General features: G+C 34.1%; 18 protein-coding genes. 13 read left to right on the top strand and 5 right to left on the bottom strand.

Features of this window, described 5'->3' with window-relative positions; all coding sequences use genetic code 11:
- Positions 1-49: 49 nt before the first annotated feature.
- From FHP04_RS08495 to FHP04_RS08515, 5 genes are all read right to left on the bottom strand, one after another.
- On the bottom strand, positions 50-466 hold the full coding sequence (locus FHP04_RS08495; protein WP_139855670.1) for an HYC_CC_PP family protein: 417 nt from the start codon (positions 464-466) through the stop codon (positions 50-52).
- 471 nt (positions 467-937) lie between these two features.
- On the bottom strand, positions 938-1,315 hold the full coding sequence (locus FHP04_RS08500) for a hypothetical protein (RefSeq protein ID WP_139855671.1): 378 nt from the start codon (positions 1,313-1,315) through the stop codon (positions 938-940).
- The gene (locus FHP04_RS08505) at positions 1,315-1,587 is read right to left on the bottom strand and encodes a hypothetical protein (RefSeq protein ID WP_139855672.1); all 273 of its coding nucleotides are present in this window, start codon (positions 1,585-1,587) and stop codon (positions 1,315-1,317) included. The genes FHP04_RS08500 and FHP04_RS08505 overlap by 1 nt, the downstream gene beginning before the upstream one ends.
- 111 nt (positions 1,588-1,698) lie before the next feature.
- Positions 1,699-2,772 carry a saccharopine dehydrogenase family protein gene (locus tag FHP04_RS08510; protein ID WP_221442770.1) on the bottom strand — a complete coding sequence of 358 codons (1,074 nt, stop codon included), beginning with the start codon at positions 2,770-2,772 and terminating at the stop codon, positions 1,699-1,701.
- An 82-nt stretch (positions 2,773-2,854) separates the two neighbouring features.
- The gene (locus tag FHP04_RS08515; RefSeq protein WP_139855673.1) at positions 2,855-5,206 is read right to left on the bottom strand and encodes a patatin-like phospholipase family protein; all 2,352 of its coding nucleotides are present in this window, start codon (positions 5,204-5,206) and stop codon (positions 2,855-2,857) included.
- A gap of 313 nt (positions 5,207-5,519) precedes the next feature.
- On the opposite strand from FHP04_RS08515, the gene FHP04_RS08520 reads away from it, so the two are divergent.
- From FHP04_RS08520 to FHP04_RS08580, 13 genes are all read left to right on the top strand, one after another.
- A complete protein-coding gene (locus FHP04_RS08520; RefSeq protein WP_139855674.1) occupies positions 5,520-6,152 on the top strand; it encodes a Crp/Fnr family transcriptional regulator in 633 nt (210 codons plus the stop codon).
- 67 nt (positions 6,153-6,219) lie between these two features.
- Positions 6,220-7,029 carry a sulfite exporter TauE/SafE family protein gene (locus FHP04_RS08525; RefSeq protein ID WP_139855675.1) on the top strand — a complete coding sequence of 270 codons (810 nt, stop codon included), beginning with the start codon at positions 6,220-6,222 and terminating at the stop codon, positions 7,027-7,029.
- A 317-nt stretch (positions 7,030-7,346) separates the two neighbouring features.
- The gene (locus tag FHP04_RS08530) at positions 7,347-7,616 is read left to right on the top strand and encodes a heavy-metal-associated domain-containing protein (protein WP_139855676.1); all 270 of its coding nucleotides are present in this window, start codon (positions 7,347-7,349) and stop codon (positions 7,614-7,616) included.
- Between the two features lie 328 nt (positions 7,617-7,944).
- Positions 7,945-9,288, top strand: a complete 1,344-nt coding sequence (locus FHP04_RS08535; RefSeq protein WP_139855677.1) for an MBL fold metallo-hydrolase — start codon at positions 7,945-7,947, stop codon at positions 9,286-9,288.
- Positions 9,289-9,411: 123 nt separating this feature from the next.
- A complete protein-coding gene (locus FHP04_RS08540) occupies positions 9,412-10,746 on the top strand; it encodes a cytochrome ubiquinol oxidase subunit I (protein WP_139855678.1) in 1,335 nt (444 codons plus the stop codon).
- A gap of 2 nt (positions 10,747-10,748) precedes the next feature.
- A complete protein-coding gene (cydB, locus tag FHP04_RS08545) occupies positions 10,749-11,825 on the top strand; it encodes a cytochrome d ubiquinol oxidase subunit II (protein WP_139855679.1) in 1,077 nt (358 codons plus the stop codon).
- Between the two features lie 22 nt (positions 11,826-11,847).
- Entirely contained in the window at positions 11,848-12,150 is a 303-nt protein-coding gene (locus FHP04_RS08550; protein WP_139855680.1) for a hypothetical protein, read from the top strand.
- A 168-nt stretch (positions 12,151-12,318) separates the two neighbouring features.
- Positions 12,319-12,699: a hypothetical protein gene (locus FHP04_RS08555; RefSeq protein ID WP_139855681.1), complete on the top strand. Its 381-nt coding sequence runs from the start codon at positions 12,319-12,321 to the stop codon at positions 12,697-12,699.
- 137 nt (positions 12,700-12,836) lie between these two features.
- Entirely contained in the window at positions 12,837-17,168 is a 4,332-nt protein-coding gene (locus tag FHP04_RS08560) for a CusA/CzcA family heavy metal efflux RND transporter (protein WP_139855682.1), read from the top strand.
- A gap of 10 nt (positions 17,169-17,178) precedes the next feature.
- Positions 17,179-18,345, top strand: coding sequence for an efflux RND transporter periplasmic adaptor subunit (locus FHP04_RS08565; RefSeq protein WP_139855683.1), 1,167 nt, complete (start codon positions 17,179-17,181; stop codon positions 18,343-18,345).
- A 194-nt stretch (positions 18,346-18,539) separates the two neighbouring features.
- The gene (locus tag FHP04_RS08570) at positions 18,540-19,118 is read left to right on the top strand and encodes a cytochrome b/b6 domain-containing protein (RefSeq protein WP_139855684.1); all 579 of its coding nucleotides are present in this window, start codon (positions 18,540-18,542) and stop codon (positions 19,116-19,118) included.
- Between the two features lie 767 nt (positions 19,119-19,885).
- The gene (locus FHP04_RS08575) at positions 19,886-20,095 is read left to right on the top strand and encodes a DUF6140 family protein (RefSeq protein ID WP_139855685.1); all 210 of its coding nucleotides are present in this window, start codon (positions 19,886-19,888) and stop codon (positions 20,093-20,095) included.
- A 12-nt stretch (positions 20,096-20,107) separates the two neighbouring features.
- The gene (locus FHP04_RS08580; protein ID WP_139855686.1) at positions 20,108-23,347 is read left to right on the top strand and encodes a dynamin family protein; all 3,240 of its coding nucleotides are present in this window, start codon (positions 20,108-20,110) and stop codon (positions 23,345-23,347) included.
- The last annotated feature ends 3 nt before the right edge of the window (positions 23,348-23,350 follow it).

The following is a 23,350-nucleotide window of genomic DNA, read 5'->3' on the forward strand; positions in this document are numbered from 1 at the left end:
AGACTTATCCAAACCCACGATAATTATCGGCGTTGGAAACTGTTTAAAATCAAATTAGGTAAGTCTCGTGAAGCTTCTGTATGTCCCGTATGAGAAAGGGAGGATTATAATCCCTAAACGGAATTATGTTAGCATCTAGATCTTCAAAAAGATTTATATATGAATAGAAAAATGAAGCAACAAAAGTCTGTTGCTCTAAGCTTAATGTATCAAAAGAATGTTTTAACTCATCTTGACCTTCAATCAAAACTTGTTTGTCTGTACAACAAGAGTCTTCAGGAATTTGAATTTCACAATCGCTAGTAGGCACCTCCATATCCATTCCGCAAGAGTGAGCGCTTTGGGTTAGCGAATAATCTACTAACGTTTCTCCACAATAGTGCATATCTATGGTAAACGACATAGTGGTAAACATCACTAAAATCGCCATAAACACAGATACTATTTTATGGAAAATTGAATTCATTGCTCGCAAAGATAATGAAATTGAGATAATAACTAGCAATCAATGCTATCCTAAATAAATTTTGCGCCGAACTGAATATTTCTTAATTTTTCTTAATTCCTTTCTTTTTTGCATCGCCCAAAACCCTTCGGCTCCGCTCAGGACAGGCTTCAACAAAAAAGTCTAGGCTTACGAACCTTTATCTAAATTTATCATTCGGCAGCTAAATTTTATCCCGATAGCTATCGGGATCGCTTTGTTATTTTTTGCTAAATATAAAAATTCATAATGCTCAAACAGCCTAAAATTTTTAACGCTGCACTCATTTCAAATTTTACGATAAATTTTCGATAGGCCAATTTGACATTTAATTTCAACCTCTTTTAATATTAAATCTGTGGAAATATTAATAATACGAGGCAATCTGATAAGAAGAGAGAAAACCTTTAGGACAATTTTGATTTATATTAAAAAAATATCTATAAAGAAAAATTAAGAAGCACTTCTATTTTCCATTTTCTGAAGAACATAAAATACAATTCCACCTAAAGCATAACAAACCACATCCCAAATATCTCCCGTATATCGATAGGATTGTTTTGGAAGATAATATTCAAAAACAACCGAATACAGAACTACTAAACTTATAATTGTAAATAAATCTATGCGAATGCTTTTATCTTTCTTAATAAACCAAGCCGTATGCAACCCAAGCGTTGCTACCATTGGTATTACAAGAAAATCATTTAGGTGATTAAAAACCCAGTTAGGCGCAACTATTTCAAAATATTTCAACCCTTGAACGCATAAAAACACTACTACTGAAAAAAGCACATAGCCATGTAATATTTTAAGCGGAAAGTTGCGCATTAGATAAACAATAACGCTATTAACCAAGCTATAAAGCCGCCAACAACCATTATCACCATCCAGATTGAATGCAATAGGTAGTAAGTACCGCGAATTAGCAGAAAACGATTGTTTTTCCACTTTTCAGTAAAAGAATCCTCTTCTACTTCAGAATCTGAAACAATTTCGGGTTCAATTTTGTTTTCATTATTTGTCGACGGTAATTCCGACTCTTGCTTTTCTAAATTAGCATTTTCGAGTTCGGTATTTTCGCCATTTTCTTTCTTCGACATATCAATCAAAATTCAACTTTCAAAAATACGAACTATTTTTATCGAAAAAGAATGTTATAGTCCTTTTGAAGTTTTTTGAGCATATGCGCTTCGAATAATAGTTTTTAAAAATTATTTAGGGTCTTTATATTTTTCATACATCGACCCAAAATGTGAATTGATAAACAAATCGAATGGAATTTCCTCTTGCTTGATAAAACCTTTGTTTTTTAATTTCCCTTCTGAAACCAAATCCACCACTGCCGAAATACTACAGGCTGTTGTCCAACTTATGGCGCGCCAATCTTTATTATCTAATGTAATTCTGCGATAGGACTCTGAAAATTCTTCTCTTCTTAACTTCCCATCTATCATTCCTTCAACGGCAGCATAAACAAGAACTATGTCTTCATCAACCAACGGCAAGGCATTGTTTAAAATATCTTTAGCAAGTTTTCGGTCGTCTTTTAGAAGCAAATCGTAGAGCAATAATTTCATTCCATCTCTATGTCCTGGATATCTTATGGTTTTATAGTTTAGAGTATCTACTTTTCCTTCCATAGTTTCACACATAGTTCCCAACCCACCAGAGGTTAAAAACGCTTCATATTGACGGCCGTTTATATTTATAATCTCTAGGTCGTTTAAGGAGCTGAGCATTTTACGTTCGCCGTTGTGAATCACTTCAGCGTCGTTTAAGTATTCGTTAATCACCCCTTCTGCACTCCAAGTAAAACTATACCCTAATTGCCCCATCGGATGCAAAGGCAAGGCTCCTACTCTTAGTTTCACCGATCTAACTTCAGAAAACTTACTGTATAATCCCGCTCCTAAAATCCCGATAAAACCTGGAGCCAATCCACATTGTGGAGCCAGCACCGAGTTGCTGTTTTCTGACATTTTTAGGATAGCATTTAAAGTAGGTACATCTTCGGTTAAATCGAAGTAATGAACGCCCATATCAACAGCTGTTTCGGCTATTTTTATATTCAGAAAGTAAGGCAAACAGGAAACAACAGCGTCTTTGTCTTTTAGAAAATCACGTATACTCTTGTCATTGGAAACATCTCCTTTTACTATTTCAAAAGGAAATTTCTCTTTGGCTTCATATTGATCCATTCCTTCCACATGATACTTTGAACTTAATAAAGTAGCCACTAAACTTCCTACTTTTCCCAAACCTAAAACACCTATATTTTTTATCATTTTGTCAATTGTTAGATACCTTGAAAGTTAACGATAACTCCCAAACATTCCAAAGAAAAAAATAGCGGTAAATACCAAATAATTAATCGGAACTGTCTAAATGAAAACCAATTCCTATAAAAAATCGAAGTTTATTAATATTGTTTACATAGGACATATCGAAGTTTACCGGCCCTAAAATAGAATTATATGAAAAAGTTGCCCCGGTGGACATTAAAATACTAGGCTGATCAAGATCTGACCATTTTCCTTTGTTAGAAAACGCATCTCCTATGTAATCCTTAAAATCTCCAAACCCAACGGAAGCAACATTAAAATGTGGTGTTATATATACTTTGTGCATTACATTAATTTGCGTTGCCAGATTAAGTTTTATAAATTGACTCATCACCAACTCTTTGTCTTGCAAGCCAGGGAAAATGTAGAAATCACTTCTAGCAGATCTTAAATTCCCGCCTAAGGAATATTTTGAGTTAAGCGTTAAACCTGAATACAATTTCTCCTCAGTCGATTCGGCATCGTCTATCGTAAAGTGTCCTGCAGCACCGATAATAGCGGTAACAATATTAGACACTGGAAATCTTTTCTCATAATCAACCCCCAATCTAGTAAACCCATTGGTGTCGCCATTGTAATCTGGAATTGTTTTATCTGTAAAATTCACCTTTAAATTTCCAAGCAACGATCTTCCTACCCAACCTTTAAACTCCGAACCTTCAGTAGCAAAAAACACTTTATTCATACTATTAGATTTGTAGTGAGCATAAAGTTCTACATCGTAATTATCATACATACTAAACTTAAAAATATTCTCATTTAAGTTCGGGTTTATAGTTGGTTTTATATTCGTGTTGTGATATCTTACACCAAGCCCCACGTAGCTACGCATAGGACTAATATTCCAATTAACCTGATTGTTAAAGGAATGGTATCTGTTTCTTACATTCTCAACATAGTCTCCTTGTAGATATACTTTTTGCTTTTTTTGTTCGCCATATAATTCTGCTCGCCACCACCAATTGCGATTTTTACTGAAATTCTTTTGATACTGAAGGCGAAGTTTTGGCTGTTCGGCAATATCGGCAGTAATTACAGTTCGTGATGCATCGCCTAATAAATTTCGACCCGTGTAATTTAATACAACTCCAATCCCGTTATACCCATCGTAATGCAAGCCACCTTTCAGTTGATGCGGCGACCTTTCAACTGCGTTAAAGTTTAACTCAACAGCATCACTATTTATATCAATATCGTATGCTATTTGAGTAAAGATCGTCGTTCCCATGGCTCTATTTACACCTTCTATTACTTCATTTACATTATAAGGGGTATCGGTTTCTAAATTTAAATGAGCTTTTACCAAGGCAAGGTTAGCGTCACTCACGCCGTTATAGGTAATAGTGTCAAAACTAAATTTATCTCTTGGTTTTGGAGGATTAACTTTTATCTGTTCGTAGTTTTTCAGCATTTTCGCCAAAGCTCTAAGCGTATCCATCTTTTCTAGTACAGCTTGTTTTCCATTTTCATAAAGAATATTAGCCTTATCGAAATCTGCTGAGGAATAGGAAAGCTTACCGCTATGATCTATTAAAACATCACATAACTCTCTGTTTTGGGGTCTTTTTTTATTACTATTTAGCATAGTAGTTTGTGACATTAAAGCGGGAAGGCTTTGTAACTTTTCCTTTGTAAAAGGCACGTCGCCAACGTCACTACCAATAATAATATCGGCACCCATTCTTTTTGCCACATCTACTGGAAAGTTATTTAAAAGCCCACCATCTATCAAGAGGGTTTCTTTGTAATCTACCGCTTGAAAAACTCCTGGAATAGACATACTAGCGCGCATAGCAAGTGCTAACGAACCCTTGCTTAAAACAAGCTCTTTTCCGTTGACTATATCGGTTGCAATTGCCCTATACGGAATTGCCAAATCGTCGAAATTTGTAACGTCGTAAACTGGGAAGGTTAATAGCGTAATAAGTTCTCGAAGACCCTGGTCGTTTACTAAAAAGTTACCTAGTTTAAGGCTACCATCCATCCAATCCATTTCGATGGCATAGCGTCCAAACTCTGCTTTCTCTTCCACGCTAACATCTTTTAGGGCCACGCCGCCACCAATCAAATTATCCCATTCGGTCTTTTTTAGAATATTTGTAATACTATCTCCAGAATATCCCATTGCGTATAAAGCGCCAACAATACTCCCCATGCTATTCCCAATAATTAAGTCTGGCACTATCCCTAATGAATCTAAAACCTGTAAAGTGGGTACGTGAGCTATTCCCTTTGCCCCTCCACCACTTAGAACCAATGCTACCTTTGGTTTTTTACCTTGGAAAGATTTCTTTTTGAAATTTGTAGAATCCTGCGAGTGAGCTATAAATTGCACAAATAGCAAAAAGGCCGTAAAAAATAGTAATTGTCTTCTCATACTCAATTATATATGTGAATATAGAGAAAAAAGAGATTTAAGCATCGGTTATTGCATTATTTCAACAGAATAACAACTAAATTGTGATTTTTATAGTTTTTTACACACAATTAACTTGAAAGTTTTAAAAAATCATAATCGATTAATTTTATTTTAAACTACTAGAATCCTTTTTTAAAATTCCTCCCAAAACTTATTTTATAATGTATTTTTGAAGTATAGTATAAAGCGCTAATAGAAATTACTTGATGGTTTTTAACCTTGAGTTTCTTAGGCAACAATTCTCAAACCCGAAAGAATATTTATTTTTAGAATGATTGAAGACCTAAAACAAAGCTACGGACATCTTTTTGAAGATGATTTACTCAACGAAATTATGGAGGTTGGGGTTATTAAGGAAGTCCCGGAAGGTTCTAAAATGATGGATATAGGCGATTACGTAAAATCTATGCCGCTGCTAATTTCTGGAGCAATCAAAATTTTAAGAGAAAATAATGAAGGCGATGAGCTCCTACTCTATTATTTAGAAAAAGGAGAAACTTGTTCAATGACTATGACGTGTTGCCTCGGCCAAAAACAAAGTGAAATTCGAGCCATAGCCGAAACGGATGCCAAACTAATAATGGTTCCCGTTCAAAAGATGGAAGAATGGACTTCTAAATACAAATCGTGGCGAAATTTTGTTTTTGAAAGTTATCACAACAGAATAAATGAACTTTTGGCTACCTTGGATAGTATTGCTTTTCAGCAAATGGATGAAAGGCTGGCACAGTACTTACGCGAAAAATCTAGGGTAAATAAAAGCGAGATTATAAAAAACACCCATCAAGAAATTGCTTACGACCTCAATACTTCCCGAGTAGTAATTTCAAGATTGCTTAAAAAAATGGAGCAAATGGGAAAAATTGAACTGGGCAGAAATTATCTAAAAATTTTAAACTTATAATCTATGTGTAACACTTGTTACAACACAGGCTGTTTTAAAAGATTACTTTTGGCGTAAGTTTAAAATTATGGAATTAATAGAAGTTTTTGGATATATAAGTGCCTTAGCAATTGGAATTTCTTTAGGTATTATTGGCGGTGGTGGTTCTATATTAGCCGTTCCCGTTTTGGCGTATTTATTTTCGATAGACGAAAAAGCAGCGACAGCCTATTCGCTATTTATTGTTGGAGCTAGTGCTTTGGTAGGCGGAGTAAAACAACATCTTAAAGGTTTTGTAGATTGGCGAACCGCTATTGTATTCGGGATTCCTTCGATTGCCGGTGTATCTTTAGTGAGGTATTTTGTAATTCCTGTTCTACCTGAAGTTTTGTTTAGCATTGGCGATTTTGAACTCACCAGAAGAATGGGAATGTTTGGCTTTTTTGCGCTACTAATGATTCCCGCAGCTTTCTCTATGCTAAAGCCTAAAAAAGATGTTGCTGTAAATAAGAATACTGAAATAAAATACAACTACCCCTTAATCCTTCTTGAAGGGTTGCTAGTAGGTGCTATTACAGGCTTGATTGGTGCTGGTGGCGGATTTTTAATTATTCCTGCCTTAGTGATTTTAGCAAAAGTTGAAATGAAAGTTGCTGTGGGAACCTCTTTAATAATCATCGCTTTTAAATCACTACTCGGTTTCTTTTTAGGAGATGCGCTAACAATGAATATCGATTGGCCTTTCTTAATGCTTTTCACCGGAATATCATTTGTAGGTATTTTTATCGGTAGTTATTTAAGCAATTTCATCGACGGGAAGAAGCTTAAAAAAGCTTTCGGTTATTTCATATTTGCCATGGCTTTCTTCATTTTCTATATGGAGTTTGTTGTAAAGTGAGAGGTGAGAGGTTAGAAGTATGACTTAGGACGGGAGGACGTAGGACGTTGGACGGGAGGACGTAGGACGTAGGACGGGAGGACGTAGGACGTAGGACGTTGGACGTAGGACGTTGGACGTTGGACGTAGGACGCAAGATGTAAAGCTTATTGTTTTCTGTAAAGTTTTTTTCGTTTAATTTCATCTTAATACCTTTTTTTTCAACTTAAGAGTATAGCACAGTCCCCTTTTGTAACCTAGGTTACTGCCCCACATAAATTTCAGTCATATTTTTGAACATAATTAAATCCCAAAGGTTTACTTTAAAATAAAAAAATATGAAAAACTCAATTACAGTACAGAATTTAAAGTGCGGTGGATGTGCAAATACTATCACAAACAACCTATCTAGATTTGAAAATATAAGTGAAGTGCAAGTAGATGTAGAATCAAGCACAATTTCGTTTGAATCTGCCGATACTGAAGAAATATGGAAAGTAAAAGAAAAACTAAAAAGCTTAGGCTACCCATCAGTAGACGACGCTAACTCACTTACTTCAAAAGCGAAATCGTTTGTAAGTTGCGCGACTGGGAAAATGTCTAGTTAGATTTTAGATGAAAAATTAATTACTGGATTCTTTTCTTTAAAAACTCCGAAATTACTTTTTTCAAACCTATAAAAATCAATTTTCTCACCCTTTGTAACCTGAGTTACTGTACTTTATTATTTATTATCTTACCTTTAATAATTATAAGGAAATAGATATTAACTAAGGAAAAAATTGAAAAATTCATTCTGCAGTATTACTCTAGATTTTTAAGAATTAAACAAAACTGAATAAAAGCAAACAAGACTAAAGAAAACCACAAAGTCAAAGAATTAAGTAGAAAAGACACATCTTTTCTCTCTATTCTCTGCTCTTAAAAAAACTAATTATGAAAATAAAACAATTTGAATACGAGCCACTTTCACATTTTTCGTATGCTATTATAAGCGATGGAAAAATGGCCTTAGTGGATCCAGAAAGAAATCCGCAACAGTATTATAAATATGCCGAAGAGAACAACGCTGAAATAGTTGCCGTTTTTGAAACGCACCCTCACGCCGATTTTGTGAGTTCGCATCTTCAGATTCATAAAGAAACTGGAGCAACCTTATATTGCAGCCAAAAGACTGGGGCCGATTACCCACATCAAGCTTTTGACGATGGTGATGAAGTTAAAATTGGAAATGCTAATTTTAAAGCTATAAATACTCCAGGACATTCCCCAGATAGTGTAACGTTTGTAGCTACGGAAGGCGACAAAACAGCAATGTTTACAGGTGACACACTTTTTGTAGGAGATGTAGGTCGTCCAGATTTACGTGAAAACGCAGGTCACGTAAAAGCTAAGCGTGAAGAATTGGCGAAAATGATGTTTGACACTATTCAGAATAAATTCACTCATCTACCGGATAACGCATATGTATACCCAGCTCACGGGGCAGGTTCTTTATGTGGAAAAGGAATGAGTGCAGACGCAACTTCTAGTACTTTAGGAAATGAGCGTATGGGCAACTGGGCCTTCAAAAAACAAACAGAAGAGCAGTTTGTAAATCACTTATTAGACTCTCAACCTTTTATCCCACACTATTTTGGGTATAATGTTGATGTAAATAAAAACGGTGCAAAAAACCTCAGAACTTCTCTAGGTGAAATCGATCTTAAATTAAATGTTACTGAATTAGATAACGATTTATTAATCGTTGACATTAGAGATGAAAAGGATTTTAAGAAGAATCATATTGCTGGAAGTATAAACATTATGGCTACTTCTGATACTTCCAAATTTGAAACTTGGTTAGGATCTATTGTTCGCCCAGATGAGAAATTTCAAATAGTAGTTGATTCTATAGACAATGTTGAAAAAATCCTTCAGCGTACTGCTAAAATTGGATATGAAGCGAATTTAGTTTCTATAAGTACACTTGCGGAAAAAGCTTTAGAAAAATCTGATAGATTAAATGTAGATGAATTCAAGCAAAATCTGAAAGACTATACTATAGTTGATATTCGTAATGAAAGTGAATTTTTGGAAGGGAAGTTTTTCGACGATGCTATTACCATTCCGCTACACCAATTACGCGAAAAAGTAGGTGAAATACCTACAGATAAACCGATAGTGGTTCACTGTGCAGGAGGTTACCGAAGTGCAGCTGGCTCAAGTATTCTTGAAAAAGAATTAAACGCAAAAAATGTTTTTGACCTCAGCGACGATGTAAACGACTTTAAGAATTAAGGTTAATCGATTAATTATTTAGAAAGGACGTTTTAAAAACGTCCTTTCTTTATTTTAATAGTAATTATTACTAAATCATTGATTTCGATTTCATAAATTTGAGTGACCAACTCTCAATCAGTTATGGAAGACATGATTTTTTACGATAGGATGCAGTTTGCATTTACTATCACTTTCCACTATTTATTTCCGCAATTAACTATGGGACTATCCCTGATGATAGTCTATTTTAAATGGAAATTCTTAAGAACTCAAATTGATAAATACAACGATGCTGCAAAGTTTTGGATGAAGATATTCGCTCTTAATTTTGCAATGGGAGTGGTAACAGGAATCCCAATGGAATTTCAATTTGGAACAAATTGGGCTAAATTTTCTGAGCTTACGGGAGGAATTATTGGGCAAACCCTTGCTATGGAAGGGATGTTTTCGTTTTTCCTTGAATCTTCATTTTTAGGATTGTTTCTATTTGGAGAAAAACTACTTGGACAAAAACTTCATTTTTTAACTGGCTTCTTGGTTTTCCTTGGTTCTTGGGCTAGTGGATATTTAATTATTGCAACCCATTCGTGGATGCAACACCCAGTGGGTTATGAAATATTAGAAAACGGAAAATTTGTTCTCAATAACTTTGGTGCATTGTTTTCCAATCCTTGGCTGCTACCCTCATTCTTACACAATCAAATGGGATCTTTAATCACCTCTTCTTTTGTAGTTGCAGGAGTTGGTGCATTTTATATCCTAAACAATAAACACAGTGAATTTGGAAAGCTCTTTGTGAAGACTGGAGTTATTTTTGGTTTGGTTTCTAGCCTATTAGTCGCTTTTCCTACAGGAGATTGGGCAGCAAAAAACGTTGTAAAATATCAGCCAGTAACTTTTGCAGCCATGGAAGGTATTTTCGAAACTGAAGAAGGTGGTTCTGAAATTATCTTAATCGGTCAACCCGATGTGGAAAACAAAAAACTAGACAACAAGATTGCAGTTCCGAATATATTGAGCTTTTTAACCTACCAAAAATGGGATGCAGAGATTAAAGGTCTTAATGAATTCGACGAAAGTGTTTATCCCACAAACATCCCTGGCCTGTACTATTCGTACCACATAATGGTTGGTTTGGGAACTATTTTTATAGGATTATTACTTTTAGCAGCCGTTCAGTTATTCAGAAAGAAACTTTATAAAACTAAATGGATTCTCTGGTCATTGATGTTTATGATTCCTTTTCCATATATCGCAAATACTGCAGGTTGGTACACCGCCGAATTGGGAAGGCAGCCGTGGTTGGTTTACAACCTATTAAGAACCGTCGATGGAATTTCCCCAACTGTGTCATCAGGAAATACATTATTTACTTTACTTGGATTTATCGGACTTTATTTACTGCTAGGGCTATTGTTTTTAATGCTCGCTGGAAAAATTATCTATAAAGGTCCTGAAACCACTAAACTCAACTAACTATGGAATTATTCTGGTATATCGTTTTAATGGCTATGTTTACCATTTATGTGATTTTAGATGGTTATGATTTTGGTGCTGGTATTATTCATCTATTTTATGCGAAAAAAGAAAAAGACAAAAAGGCTATTAGAAATGCTATTGGCCCATTTTGGGATGCTAATGAGGTGTGGCTTATAGCTGTAGGTGGTGTTTTATTTTTTGCTTTTCCAACCTTGTACGCATCTTCGTTTAGCGGATTTTATTTGCCATTGATAATGATATTGTGGTTACTTATTTTTCGAGCTATTGGTTTAGAACTTAGAGGGCAAATCCACAACAAAATATGGGAAGCAATTTGGGATAAAGCCTTTGGAATAGCAAGTCTACTCCTAGCCTTGTTTTTTGGGATAGCCTTAGGAAACATAGTAAGAGGAGTAAATTTGGGGATGGTTACCGACGGAGTGTCTGCGCACGAACCTCATTTTTTCTTTTTACCACTTTGGAATTCAACTTTTAGTCCGCACGCAGAACACTTAGGTATAATTGATTGGTTTACGTTGTTACTGGGGGTAATTGGTGTTGTAGCCTTAGCTATTCACGGGGCAAATTGGATAATTTTTAAAACCAATTCTGACTTAAACCAAAAGCTTAAGCAAGTAGTTTTTAACTTGAATATTGTTTTGTTAATCTTAGTTATTATATCGCTATTTTCTTGGCATATAATCGACCCTAAACCATTTCATAATTTTGTAAAATACTCTTGGCTTTGGATCTTCCCGATCATCACATTTACTGGAATTTTCGGCTTATTTAAAGTCAAAAGCTTTAAAAAGGATGGGTTCGGATTTTTATTTTCAACCTTATTTTTATTTGGCGGATTAGCTACAACTGTATCTTCTATATTCCCCAACTTATTACCATCTACAAATAATGTAAACCCTTCCCTAACCGTTTATAACGCAGCCGCACACGAGTATGGTTTATCGGTTGGTGTTTATTGGTTTGTAATTGCCGCAGTGTTGGTAGCTATTTATATGGTTATTCAGTATCGCGTTTTTAAAGGAAAGATGGACGATGTAGGGTATGGAGAACATTAGTAAGATTTAGTATTACTCCATTATGACAGATACATTAATTGCTATAATCAGTATTTTTATTGGAATCCTTGGTGCATTGCTTTTAAGTGTAATTAAGAAGAAATATTCATTGGGGTTCACAGGAAATACAATCGCTGGAATATTCGGGAGTATATTTTTTATTAAAATCTTCGGAAGACTTGGCTTCGACCCTATTTCCATTATGAAAACAGGAGAAGTTAACTATGCACTCTTCGCTATAAATATGGCCGTTTCACTGGTAGGAGGCGCAATTGGCTTATTAGTTACTAAGCTAATTGTGACTAAGATGAATCAGAAAAAATAATTCATTTTTCTACTTTGTAACAAAAGTCACTGTATCTATCCTTTTAAATCACAATCTTTGAAATAATATTTTTAATTATATGAATTTCAGCAGTTACTAATAATCGTATTAATTAACTGATTCATATCATATTCAGTTCAGAAAAAAATATATATTTTTGATACTTAAATGAAAGCCATATTCGCCATATCATTTTCTTTTCTCCTCGCTTTCCAAAGCGTTGGCATTGGCATTCAGGATATATTTTTAATAGGAAAACTAGTACAACACGCCGAATATCATTCAGAAAATTACGGAGACGACTTTTTTACATTTGTTCAAAAACACTACGGTATTGAAAAGGAAAATCATCAAGAACCTGAACACGAAGAATTGCCATTTCAGCATATTTCTTGTCAACACGTTTTAACCGATGTTGTGATTATTTCATTGGATATTACTTTACCAAAAGTGGAAATAAACATTCCACAATCTCATAAATTTTATTACCAAAATTTATATTCCTCTTTGGAAAAAATTTCAATTTTCCAACCTCCAAAATTCGCATAACTAAATAGACCTTTTGGAAATTATCTATTTCCAATTGCAAGTTTTTACTGCTCCAAACTTGGATCGGTATTCCAACAATTTTCTATTTACTCATACTTCAGCAATTTATCTGTTGAAGTTCAAAGATTAATTTAGTTATGTTATCAAAAATCATTCAATTTAGCATCAACCATAAACTCATTATCGGGTTATTTACCCTTGTTCTGATTGGCTTTGGTGTGTTTTCCCTTACACAATTACCTATTGGGGCAGTTCCTGATATTACCAACAATCAAGTGCAGGTTATTACCACTTCCCGCAACCTTTCTACTCAGGATATGGAACAGTTTATCACCTACCCTGTCGAGCTGGAAATGGTCAACTTACCTGGGGTAGTTGAAATTCGTTCTACTTCAAAATTTGGACTTTCAGTAGTTACTATTGTTTTTGAAGAAAGTATGGGTACGTACTTGCCCAGACAACTTATTGCAGAGAAAATTCAATCTGCATCCGAAAATATTCCCGAAGGATTTGGCACACCTCAAATGGGCCCGATAACCACTGGTCTTGGTGAAATTTATCAATACATTCTAGACGTAAAGCCAGGTTATGAAGATAAATATACCACTACTGAACTGCGTACCATTCAAGATTGGATTGTAAGAAGACAGCTTTCGGGAATTCCAGGTGTAATAGAAGTAAATACTTGGGGAGGACATTTAAAGCAATACGAAGTTGCTATAAATACCAACAAGCTGAATGCGATGAATATTACCGCTTCAGAAATATTTACTGCCTTAGAAAAAAACAACAGTGTTTCTGGCGGTGGTTATATTGAAAAGGAAAATCAAGCTTATTTTATTCGCGGGGAAGGCTTGGCGACTTCATTAGAAGACATTGGAAATATTGTAGTAAAAAACGATAATGGCTTCCCCATTTATGTGAAGGATGTCGCCAAAGTACAGTTTGGTGGTGCTCCACGTTTTGGTGCTATTACCGGAAATGGAGAAGGCGAAAAAATCCTCGGACAGATAATGATGCTGAAAGATGGCGATTCCAATCAAGTAATAAATGACGTACAAGAAAGAGTAGCAGAAATAGCAGAATCTCTCCCTGAAGGGGTTTATATAAATCCGTTTTTGGATAGAAGTGTGCTGATTGGAAAAACCACTTTTACAATCGCTGAAAACCTTATTCTCGGGATACTTATTGTAATTTTTGTAGTGGTGCTACTATTAGGAAATTTCCGTTCCGGATTAGTGGTAGCCTCTGTTATCCCGCTGTCTTTGCTTTTCACGCTCTCGATGATGTATTTATTTGGTGTGGACGCAAACTTGATGAGTCTTGGCGCTATCGACTTTGGAATTATCATTGACGGTGCAGTAATTATAGTTGAATTTGTCGCTTTTCAAATTAGTAAAAACGCTTCAAAACTCAATGCACTTCCTTTATCAGAAAGACGATTAGCAAAAGATAACCTCACCTGGAATAGCGCTTCAAAAATGATGAATTCTGCCATTTTTGGTCAACTTATTATTCTTATAGTTTTTATTCCTATTCTTTCATTAAGCGGTGTGGAAGGCAAAATGTTTAGACCAATGGCGATGACGTTTAGCTTTGCACTTATCGGAGCTATGATTTTGTGTTTTACTTATGTTCCTGTAGCTGCTTCTCTATTTTTAAAACCCGAGGAAGCTTCCAAAAGAAATATTTCCGTTCGGATAATGACTTTCTTAAATCGCTTTTACGAACCGTCAATTCGTTGGGCATTAGGAGCGAAAAAACTGGTTTTAAGTATTGCTGTTTTAATCCTTGCAGTTACTGTTTATATTTTTACTACTATGGGTGGCGAGTTTGTCCCTACGCTTGACGAAGGTGATTTTGTAATTCAGCCTGTATTAAAAACGGGGACTTCTCTTAGCAATACCATTGATATTACTACTCAAATTGAAAAAATTCTCATTGATAATTTCCCAGAGGTTGATCAAGTGGTTAGCCGTATTGGTGCCGCAGAAGTTCCTACAGACCCGATGTCTATGGAGGAAAGTGATGTTATTATCACTTTAAAACCAATAAAGGAATGGACATCCGCCTCAACTAAAAATGAGTTAGCTGAGAAATTTAAAGAAGCCTTAGCAATAATTCCTGGGATGGAAGTGGAATTCACCCAGCCAATCGAAATGCGTTTTAATGAACTTATTACAGGAGTTAGAGCAGATATTGCGATTAAGATTTTTGGAGAAGACCTCGATATACTTAATAAAAAGGCTAACGAAATAAAAGGCCTAATAGAAAATGTTGAAGGTGCCGATGATATTATTGTAGAAAAAGTTGCCGGCCTACCTGAAATGAATGTAAAGTTCGACAGAAATAAAATTGCGCGGTACGGTTTAAACATTGAAGATTTAAATGAAATGATCTCAATGGGCTTCGCTGGAAAATCTTTGGGAAGCATTTTTGAAGGTGAAAAACGTTTTGATTTAGTGGTTCGTCTAGATGAAAATAATCGTCGCGATCTTTCAAATCTTCAAAACCTTTATGTTGATATTCCTGCTGGTGGGAAAGTTCCTTTAAGTGAACTAGCTGAAATAAAATACTCCAAAGGTGCTGCGCAAATTTCCCGAGACGACACAAAACGTCGCATTGTAGTTGGGGTAAATGTGAGAAGTCGCGATCTACAAAGTGTAGTTGATGATGTTCAAAAAATAATTGACGACAATCTTAAACTCCCTGCTGGCTACACCATTGATTACGGAGGTCAGTTTGAGAATCTTCAAAGTGCAAAAAACAGACTTTTAATCGCCGTTCCCATTGCATTACTGCTGATTTTTATAATGCTTTATTTCGCTTTTAATTCAGTAAAGGAAGCTTTGATGATTTACTCTGCAATTCCTTTGGCAGCGGTTGGTGGCGTGTTGTTGCTTTGGATTCGCGATATGCCTTTTAGCATCTCGGCAGGTGTTGGTTTTATAGCCCTCTTTGGGATTGCCGTACTTAACGGAATTGTTTTAATAGAACATTTTAAAGAACTTAAAAAAGAAGGAATGACAGATAAAAACGAACTTATAGTACAAGGTACAAAAGACCGTTTACGTGCAGTATTACTAACCGCTTCGGCAGCAGCACTCGGATTTTTACCAATGGCTGTTTCAACAAATGCTGGGGCTGAAGTTCAAAGACCATTAGCTACTGTGGTAATTGGTGGTTTGATAACAGCTACAATTCTAACCTTAATAGTTTTACCTGTGTTATTTTCAATTTTTGATTCTGATAAAAAGAAAAAACCTAAAAAGAAATTAGGAAAGTCATTGCCAATTACAATCCTAGTAATACTTCTAAGTTTTTCAGGATTGGCTCAGCAGAATCCGAAGTCATTGCAAGATTTACAGCAAATGGCTTTGGAAAACAATGCTGGACTCAAAGCTTCCTCACTTCAGATGGATGAAGCCAATGCTTTAATTGGTAGTGCTTTCAGTTTTGATAAAACCACTGTGTTTTATGAATTTGACGAAAACAATATGGCGCCCAATAATGAACCACTTAAAGTTTTTGGTGTGGAACAAGACTTTCTTTTCCCAACAGTTTACTTCGCTGAAAAGAATGTAAATAAGCGTCAGTTTGAAATGCAAAGCAAGCAATACCAACTTCAAAAACGCAAAACTGAAGGGATGGTTGCAGCAGCCTATTATCAATATCAATATGAGAAAAATAGAGCAAGTGTTTACGAGAGATTGGATAGTTTGTATCAAAATTTTGCGCACGCAGCGCAACGCCGTTTTGAATTAGGGGAAACAAATTACCTAGAAAAGATAACTGCTCGTGCCAAACAACGACAGTTAGAAACCGATTTCAATCAGACTAAAGAAGATGTATTAATTGCAATGGAGCAGCTAAAAACTGTAGTTCAATCCAAAGATAGTTTGCTGATTGCTGAGCAACCCCTTGAGAAACTTCAACTTTCAATTGCAGCTTCTGAACAACATCCAGCATTAGACTATTATGAAAGTAGAAATAGCTTTTTTAAGGCTAAAAGCGGTCTTGAAAAGCAAAGCTTACTTCCAGATATCAGTCTTTCCTATTCCTTAGGCAGCAATTCTGGTTTGAGTCAGAATCTTTACGCCTATCAAATCGGACTTAAAATTCCGTTGCTTTTTGGCGGAAATGCTTCAAAAATAAAAGCATCAAAGATTGCCGCAGATGTAAGTCAGCAGCAAGCTGAAGATTATAAAATTCACATGAATTCACGAAAAGTGCAGTTGCTCAATGAAGTTTCAAAATATGAAGATGCACTTCAGTATTACGAAACCGAAGGAAAATCACTTTCAGAAGAAATTTTAAAGACAGCCAATATCAGTTTCAAAAATGGAGAAATAGACTTTTTTCAATACATCCAAAGTCTTGAAAACGCTTACGAAATTGAATTACAACATCTAGAAAACCTCAATAAATACAACCAAGCAGTTATTGCTATCAACTATTTAACGCTTTAAAAAATTAATTATGCATTATATAAAATCAATTTTGTTGCTATTAGCCTTCATTTTGGCATCGTGTAACAATTCAGAAAAAGAAGTGGAATCTACTGATTCTACTTCAGAAGAAATTGCAGACGGAAATATTCATCTTTCAAAAGCACAGTTTGAAAACGCCAAAATGGAAATTGGCCAACTCACCGAAAAACCATTTGCTCAAACAGTACAAACCAATGGCGTAATTGATGTGCCACCACAAAGTCGAGCGGTAGTTAGCGCTTTTGCTGGAGGTTATATTAAAAACACACCGTTATTAGTTGGAAGCAAAGTTTCAAAAGGACAACGCTTGGTTACCATCGAAAATCCAGAGTTTATAACATTGCAGCAGAATTATATGGAAACTGTGGCGCAGCTTTCATACCTAAACTCGGAATACGAGCGACAAAAAACGATGTTTGAAGAGAAAATAACTTCCCAGAAAAGTTATTTAAAAGCTGAAAGTGAATACAAAACAGCATTGGCGCGTAGTAATAGTTTAAAGAAAAACCTTCAGATGCTGAATATAAATCCGGCTTCCGTGGCAGCGGGAAATATATTTTCACAGGTAAATATATATAGCCCCATAGATGGAAATGTAACTCAAGTTTTTGTGAATACGGGTACCTATGTTTCTCCAGCCGATAAGATTATGGAAATTATGAACACCGACCATATTCACTTAGAATTAAAAGTTTTTGAGAAGGATTTGTTACAACTTAAAAAAGATCAGGAAATACTGTTTTCTGTGCCAGAAGCCTCAAAGGAAACATTTAAAGGCGATGTGCATTTGGTTGGAACTTCTATCGATCCTAATTCAAGAATTGCAATGATTCACGGGCATATAGATGAAAAAGACTCGCAGAATTTCACCGCAGGAATGTTTGTAGAAGCTCAAATTGTAACAGGTACCTCAAACCATTTGGCCTTACCTGAAAACGCGATAGTAGAATTAGATGGAGTGAATTATGTATTGCTTATAGAAAACGAAAATAACAACGAATACCAATTACACTCTGCAAGAGTAAAGGTTGGAGCTACATACCAAGGCTATACAATAATTGAGAATGCTTCAGAATTTAAAAAAGACAGTCGTTTTTTAACCAAAGGCGGTTTTGCATTGCTACAGGAAGAAGGTGGCGGTGGGCATGGGCATTGATGAAGATGAAGATGATCCCGATAGTTATCGGGGGAAGTTGACCTGCAAGGTGTTGTCTTTTCCGATGATAATCGGAAAAGGCCTCCTTGTAGGTCTTTAATAACCTTATCAAAAGGGTAAAACTCAAGTACCAAGTAATCTTTTGTTTAATTTTAGAAGTCCGCATACCTCCAACATTCAAAAACAATAAAATCATGGAAACAACAAACTACACTAAGGTTTATCGAATTATCCATTGGGCAATAGCAATATCATTCCTACTTTTATTGATTACAATCTTTTTACGATTGACTTGGATGAATAAATATAATATGGCAGATATTATCCAAGAGTATTTAAAAGGCACCAACCAGACTTTGTCCTACGATGAAGCTGTGTTGCTAGCCAAACAAATACGGAAACCCATGTGGCAATGGCATATCTATCTGGGCTATGTTTTAGTTGGATTGTTTAGCATTCGGTTTACACTTCCTTTCTTTGGAAAGATGAAACTCCAAAACCCATTGGCCAAAGAACTCTCGTTGAAAGTGAAATTTCAAAAATGGGCCTATATCATTTTTTATATCTGCGTCGTTGGATCTTTAATTACTGGACTTTTGATAGAATGGGGACCAAAAAACTGGAAAAAACCAGTGGAAGAAATTCACGAACTTGGTGTTTATTATCTCGTGGGCTTTATCGTAGTTCACCTTGCAGGAGTTGTAATCGCTGAATTCACAAACCAGAAGGGAATAATATCGCGGATAGTGAGTGGAGGAGGGAAAAAAGAGTAAGAATTGGTATTACTAAACACTAATATAAAGCTATTGAGAGAATTTCTAGATTTAAAATTTACTTCAATTTAAAAAATGTAATTTTTTTTTCTTGTTAAGGTATTGGTAATACGCCTTGTAGGTGTACCTGGCAAGATTAATTATTGCTCTCTTTCTAATCAACGGTATTCCGGGGAACAACCACTACTATTCCTAAACCCTTATCATAAAAGGCTCCATAACACTTAAAAAAATTAATAGTTGAACTTAATGAAATCAAAATAATTTAAAAAAATGTTAAAATAGATTTATTTTAAACTGTATCATTAATTATTTCATTATCAATAATGTAAATCCGATAAATTATAAATAATTTCAAAAAAGCATTGAAATCATTGAATACGACGCAGAAAAAGTGTTGGAGGATATGTAATAAATACTTTATGTTTAACAAAAATTTTTAAATTATTAATAGATACTCGAAGATTTAAAGGAATAAACTCTAAAAATTTAATCTTCTATTTTTATTTTAAAATTTACGCTTCTCCCCAAAACCTATATCAATACTAATTATTAGTTGAGATGTCATAATAATTGTATGGTGTTAATTTACCTCTACAGGTTATACTTATCCTGAAAGATTTTTAACAAGGATAATTATATGTCCTTTTAGCATTTACAATATTCTTTTTAGCTTTCCCAGTATGTGGGAAGATCAGCTATTAATATTGCATTATATAATTAATATTATAACTGGAATAAAAAAATCATAAACTTAAAAAGTAATAATGCCAGTATTTGAAATTAAAACAAAAGAAAGAATGAACGTAAACGGTGAATATGTGGACAAAGGTTTATCTGTTCAAGTGAGCACGATGCAATCTAATCCATTTGATGAGGTTGATAAGATCCATAAAGCTTTTATGAGAGTTCATGGGATAGATTTTAAGACTGAGGGGTATTTGAGTATGGGGTATTTGGAGTATAAAATCATATAAATTAAGAATAGAATGAGTGAAATTCTAGGTATTATAAACAGACATAAATATATATTCTTAGAGTTAAAGAATGAATTTGAAGAGATTTACTTTTCAAAAGCAAGGTTTCTTAAAACAGATTATATGTTTAGAAGTCTAATCGACAGGGTTAATACCAAAATTTCTAAAGACTTTGAAGTCAATTTACAAGACGAAGAATTTTATTTAGGTTTTATGTCAGGTAATGAAGGGTGCCTTGTGAATGACGATTACCTTATGACTTTTCTATATGACGAGAAAGTCCCTGGCGGAGATGATTATCCCTTCGTTGATTTCTATTTTTGGGAGGATTTAAAAAGTTTCAAAGTGTACAAAGAAAAGAGTGCTGGTTTACTTTCTTTACGATTGAATTATAGCTATGACAGAGGTACTACAATCATATATAATTCAAAATTTGGGGCTAATAGTTTTAAAGCATGTAAAAAAGTTGAAAACTTATTTAATGAAATATTGAATAAGCCAAGCACGATAAGCAAGCACAGGGATCATTTTGATTTATTAATTGAAGAAAGAGAATTTGAGAAAATTCTACAGGATTTAGAATGGTTTAAAAATAAATATTATAATAAATTTCCAATAGTATATTTAATATACTATGAGTTTAAGGTTAAGGCGTTGATGGCTTTGGGTTTTGATAATGAGGCTTCTGCAGTAATAAATGATTATTTTGAATATAGCGATAGTCATAATAGAAGATATAATCCGTCTATCATTGATTTACAGGAAAAGTTAACAAATTCAAATATTCGAAACGTTGGGGGTTTTAATAATGAAGATGACTTTAAAGATATCATTTCTGAAGTTAAAGAAGATAATTACATAGATGATACGGAAAGAAATTCATCGAAAAGCAAAATAAAAGGCTCAGAACTGTCTAATGAACTTGCAGAAGAGATAGATGAGGAAAACATAATTTTTAGTGAATATCAAATTGAACAGATAAAAAAAATGGGTATAAATATTAAATATAACACTTATTCTTATGGTGTCGAAGTAGATAACTTTTTAAATCAAGGAAATGGTTTCGAACAATCAAAAAATGTAATTAGGACTAACCATGAATCCTCCCGTATTGAGAATTGGTTTTATAATTTCTTAGAGAAGTATCAAGAAGAATTAAACGAAGAGGAATTTAAAATAAACTTCACTTCAACAAAATATGAAATAGACATTGTAAATGATATTGTCCTAAAATTTAATAGGGACAGAGACTTAATGGTTGAATTAATTTCGAATGAAATTGATAAAACTAATTTAGTAACTGATTTTAAAGAAATTCTTACTAAAATTAAAAATGAAAAACCAGATAACCGTGTTTTTCAATATTTTGAAAAGAATGATTTGTTTAGTCATCTAGATGAAATTGATAGTGCCGAAGTCCAAATAATTGTAGCAGCAACTATGAGTGCAGGTAAATCAACATTAATTAACGCTCTGTTAGGTGAAAGCTTAATGCCTAGCAAGAATGAGGCTTGTACAGCTGTTATATGCAAAATTAAGGATATTGACGGAAGAGAAGGGTTTAGCGCTGTAGTTAAAAATAATAATAACACTATAATTAGAAAAATAGATAATTTAGATGCAGAATCTTTAGTTGAAATAAATGAAGAAGGGAATAACGAGTTTCTTACTATTGAAATAGAAGGAGATATTAAAAACATCCCTTCTGAAAACATTCATGCCGTTCTTGTAGATACCCCTGGGGCGAATAATTCCCAAAACGAAGAGCATAAAAAGGTAACTTATAATTATATTAAAGATAGCGAACATAAACCTTTGGTCTTATATGTTTTAAACGCTACAGCTCTTAAAATAAACGATGATCAAAAAGTGTTACAGGAGATTGCTGAATTTATTAAAAATAAAGCAGGTACAACTCAAGATAGATTTGTCTTCGTTTTAAATAAAATTGATGATTTCGACCATGAAAAAGAATCTCTTGAAGATATAATTAAATCAACACAAGAATACTTAACCAATACTATCGGTATAGAAAATCCAAAAATCTTTCCGATTTCTGCTGAATTTGCTCGTTTAGCGCTTTTAGAGCAATCTAATCATAAACTTACTAGAAAGGAAAAGTCTAAGCTCAATGATTTTCGGGAAACTTTTTTTCCAAATTATGATGATGACTATAATGGAATTGACACCATTAAATATACCCCTATCTTAGAAAGAGATAAACAAATTCTGATAGAAGAATTAAACAGTACGGATGAGTTAAAGGAGAGTTTACACCGCTCTGGAATTTCTGCTCTTCAATTATACATTAAAAACTACATTGAAAATGTCCATGAGATTGAGTTAGGCCATGATTTGCTTAAGGATTTACCATCTCACTTTAATATTTTAAGAGATGATATAAAAGGTTTGTCAGATAAGCAAAAAAAACAAATTGAAAACGACATTAAAAAAATACTCGACTCTAAAGAACTTTTGAGTAAAAAGCTTAGTCATACAGATGAGAAGTTAGCTTCGATAAATACTGTACCAAGTGTAATCGATAATTTAAGAAAACGAGTAAATAGAGATTTTTTAGCACTTCACTCAAATTTTAAAGAGAAGAAAGCCACTAAAACACAAGCTCTTAATGCACAGAGAACAGCTAGCTCAACCATTAGCAATCTTAAGATTAGTTTAGAAACCAGTATTAATAATGAAATTGAAGAGCATTTAAAAAAAAAATGGGAAGAGATAATCAATATTATTAATAAAGATTTTAAGGAATATTTAAATGAAATGAATCTCTCGGTGAAAACGACCAATATTATTTCAAATAATTTTAACATTACATTAAGCTCTCACTCCATAAATTCAGTAAAAAGAACTGTTGCTGAAAAAGTAGGAGAAGAAGAGATAAGTACATCTAAATGGTACAATCCCTTTAGTTGGGGAACTGTTGAAATTAAAGGGATATTTCAAGACAAAGAATATTATGACTTGCCTAAACTTTACGAAAGCATGGGGGTTGCTAAATTAAAGGTGAATTTTGAAAGTAATCTTTTTCAGGTTCGAGAAGATTATAAATCAAATGTTAACAGTCGGATATCTGTGGGTAAAGGTTTCATTGCAAGTTTGGAAAAAAACATTTTGGAAGATACAAGAAAAAACTTATCAAGATTACAACTTCAAAAAACTGAAATAAACGAGGCTTCTGAAAAAACTATAAAGACCTTAGAAACATATTTAACTTTAATAGAAAGACATAAATAAATT

It is taken from the genome of Aequorivita sinensis, assembly GCF_006346335.1.
In the GTDB taxonomy this organism is placed as follows: Bacteria; Bacteroidota; Bacteroidia; order Flavobacteriales; family Flavobacteriaceae; genus Aequorivita; species Aequorivita sinensis.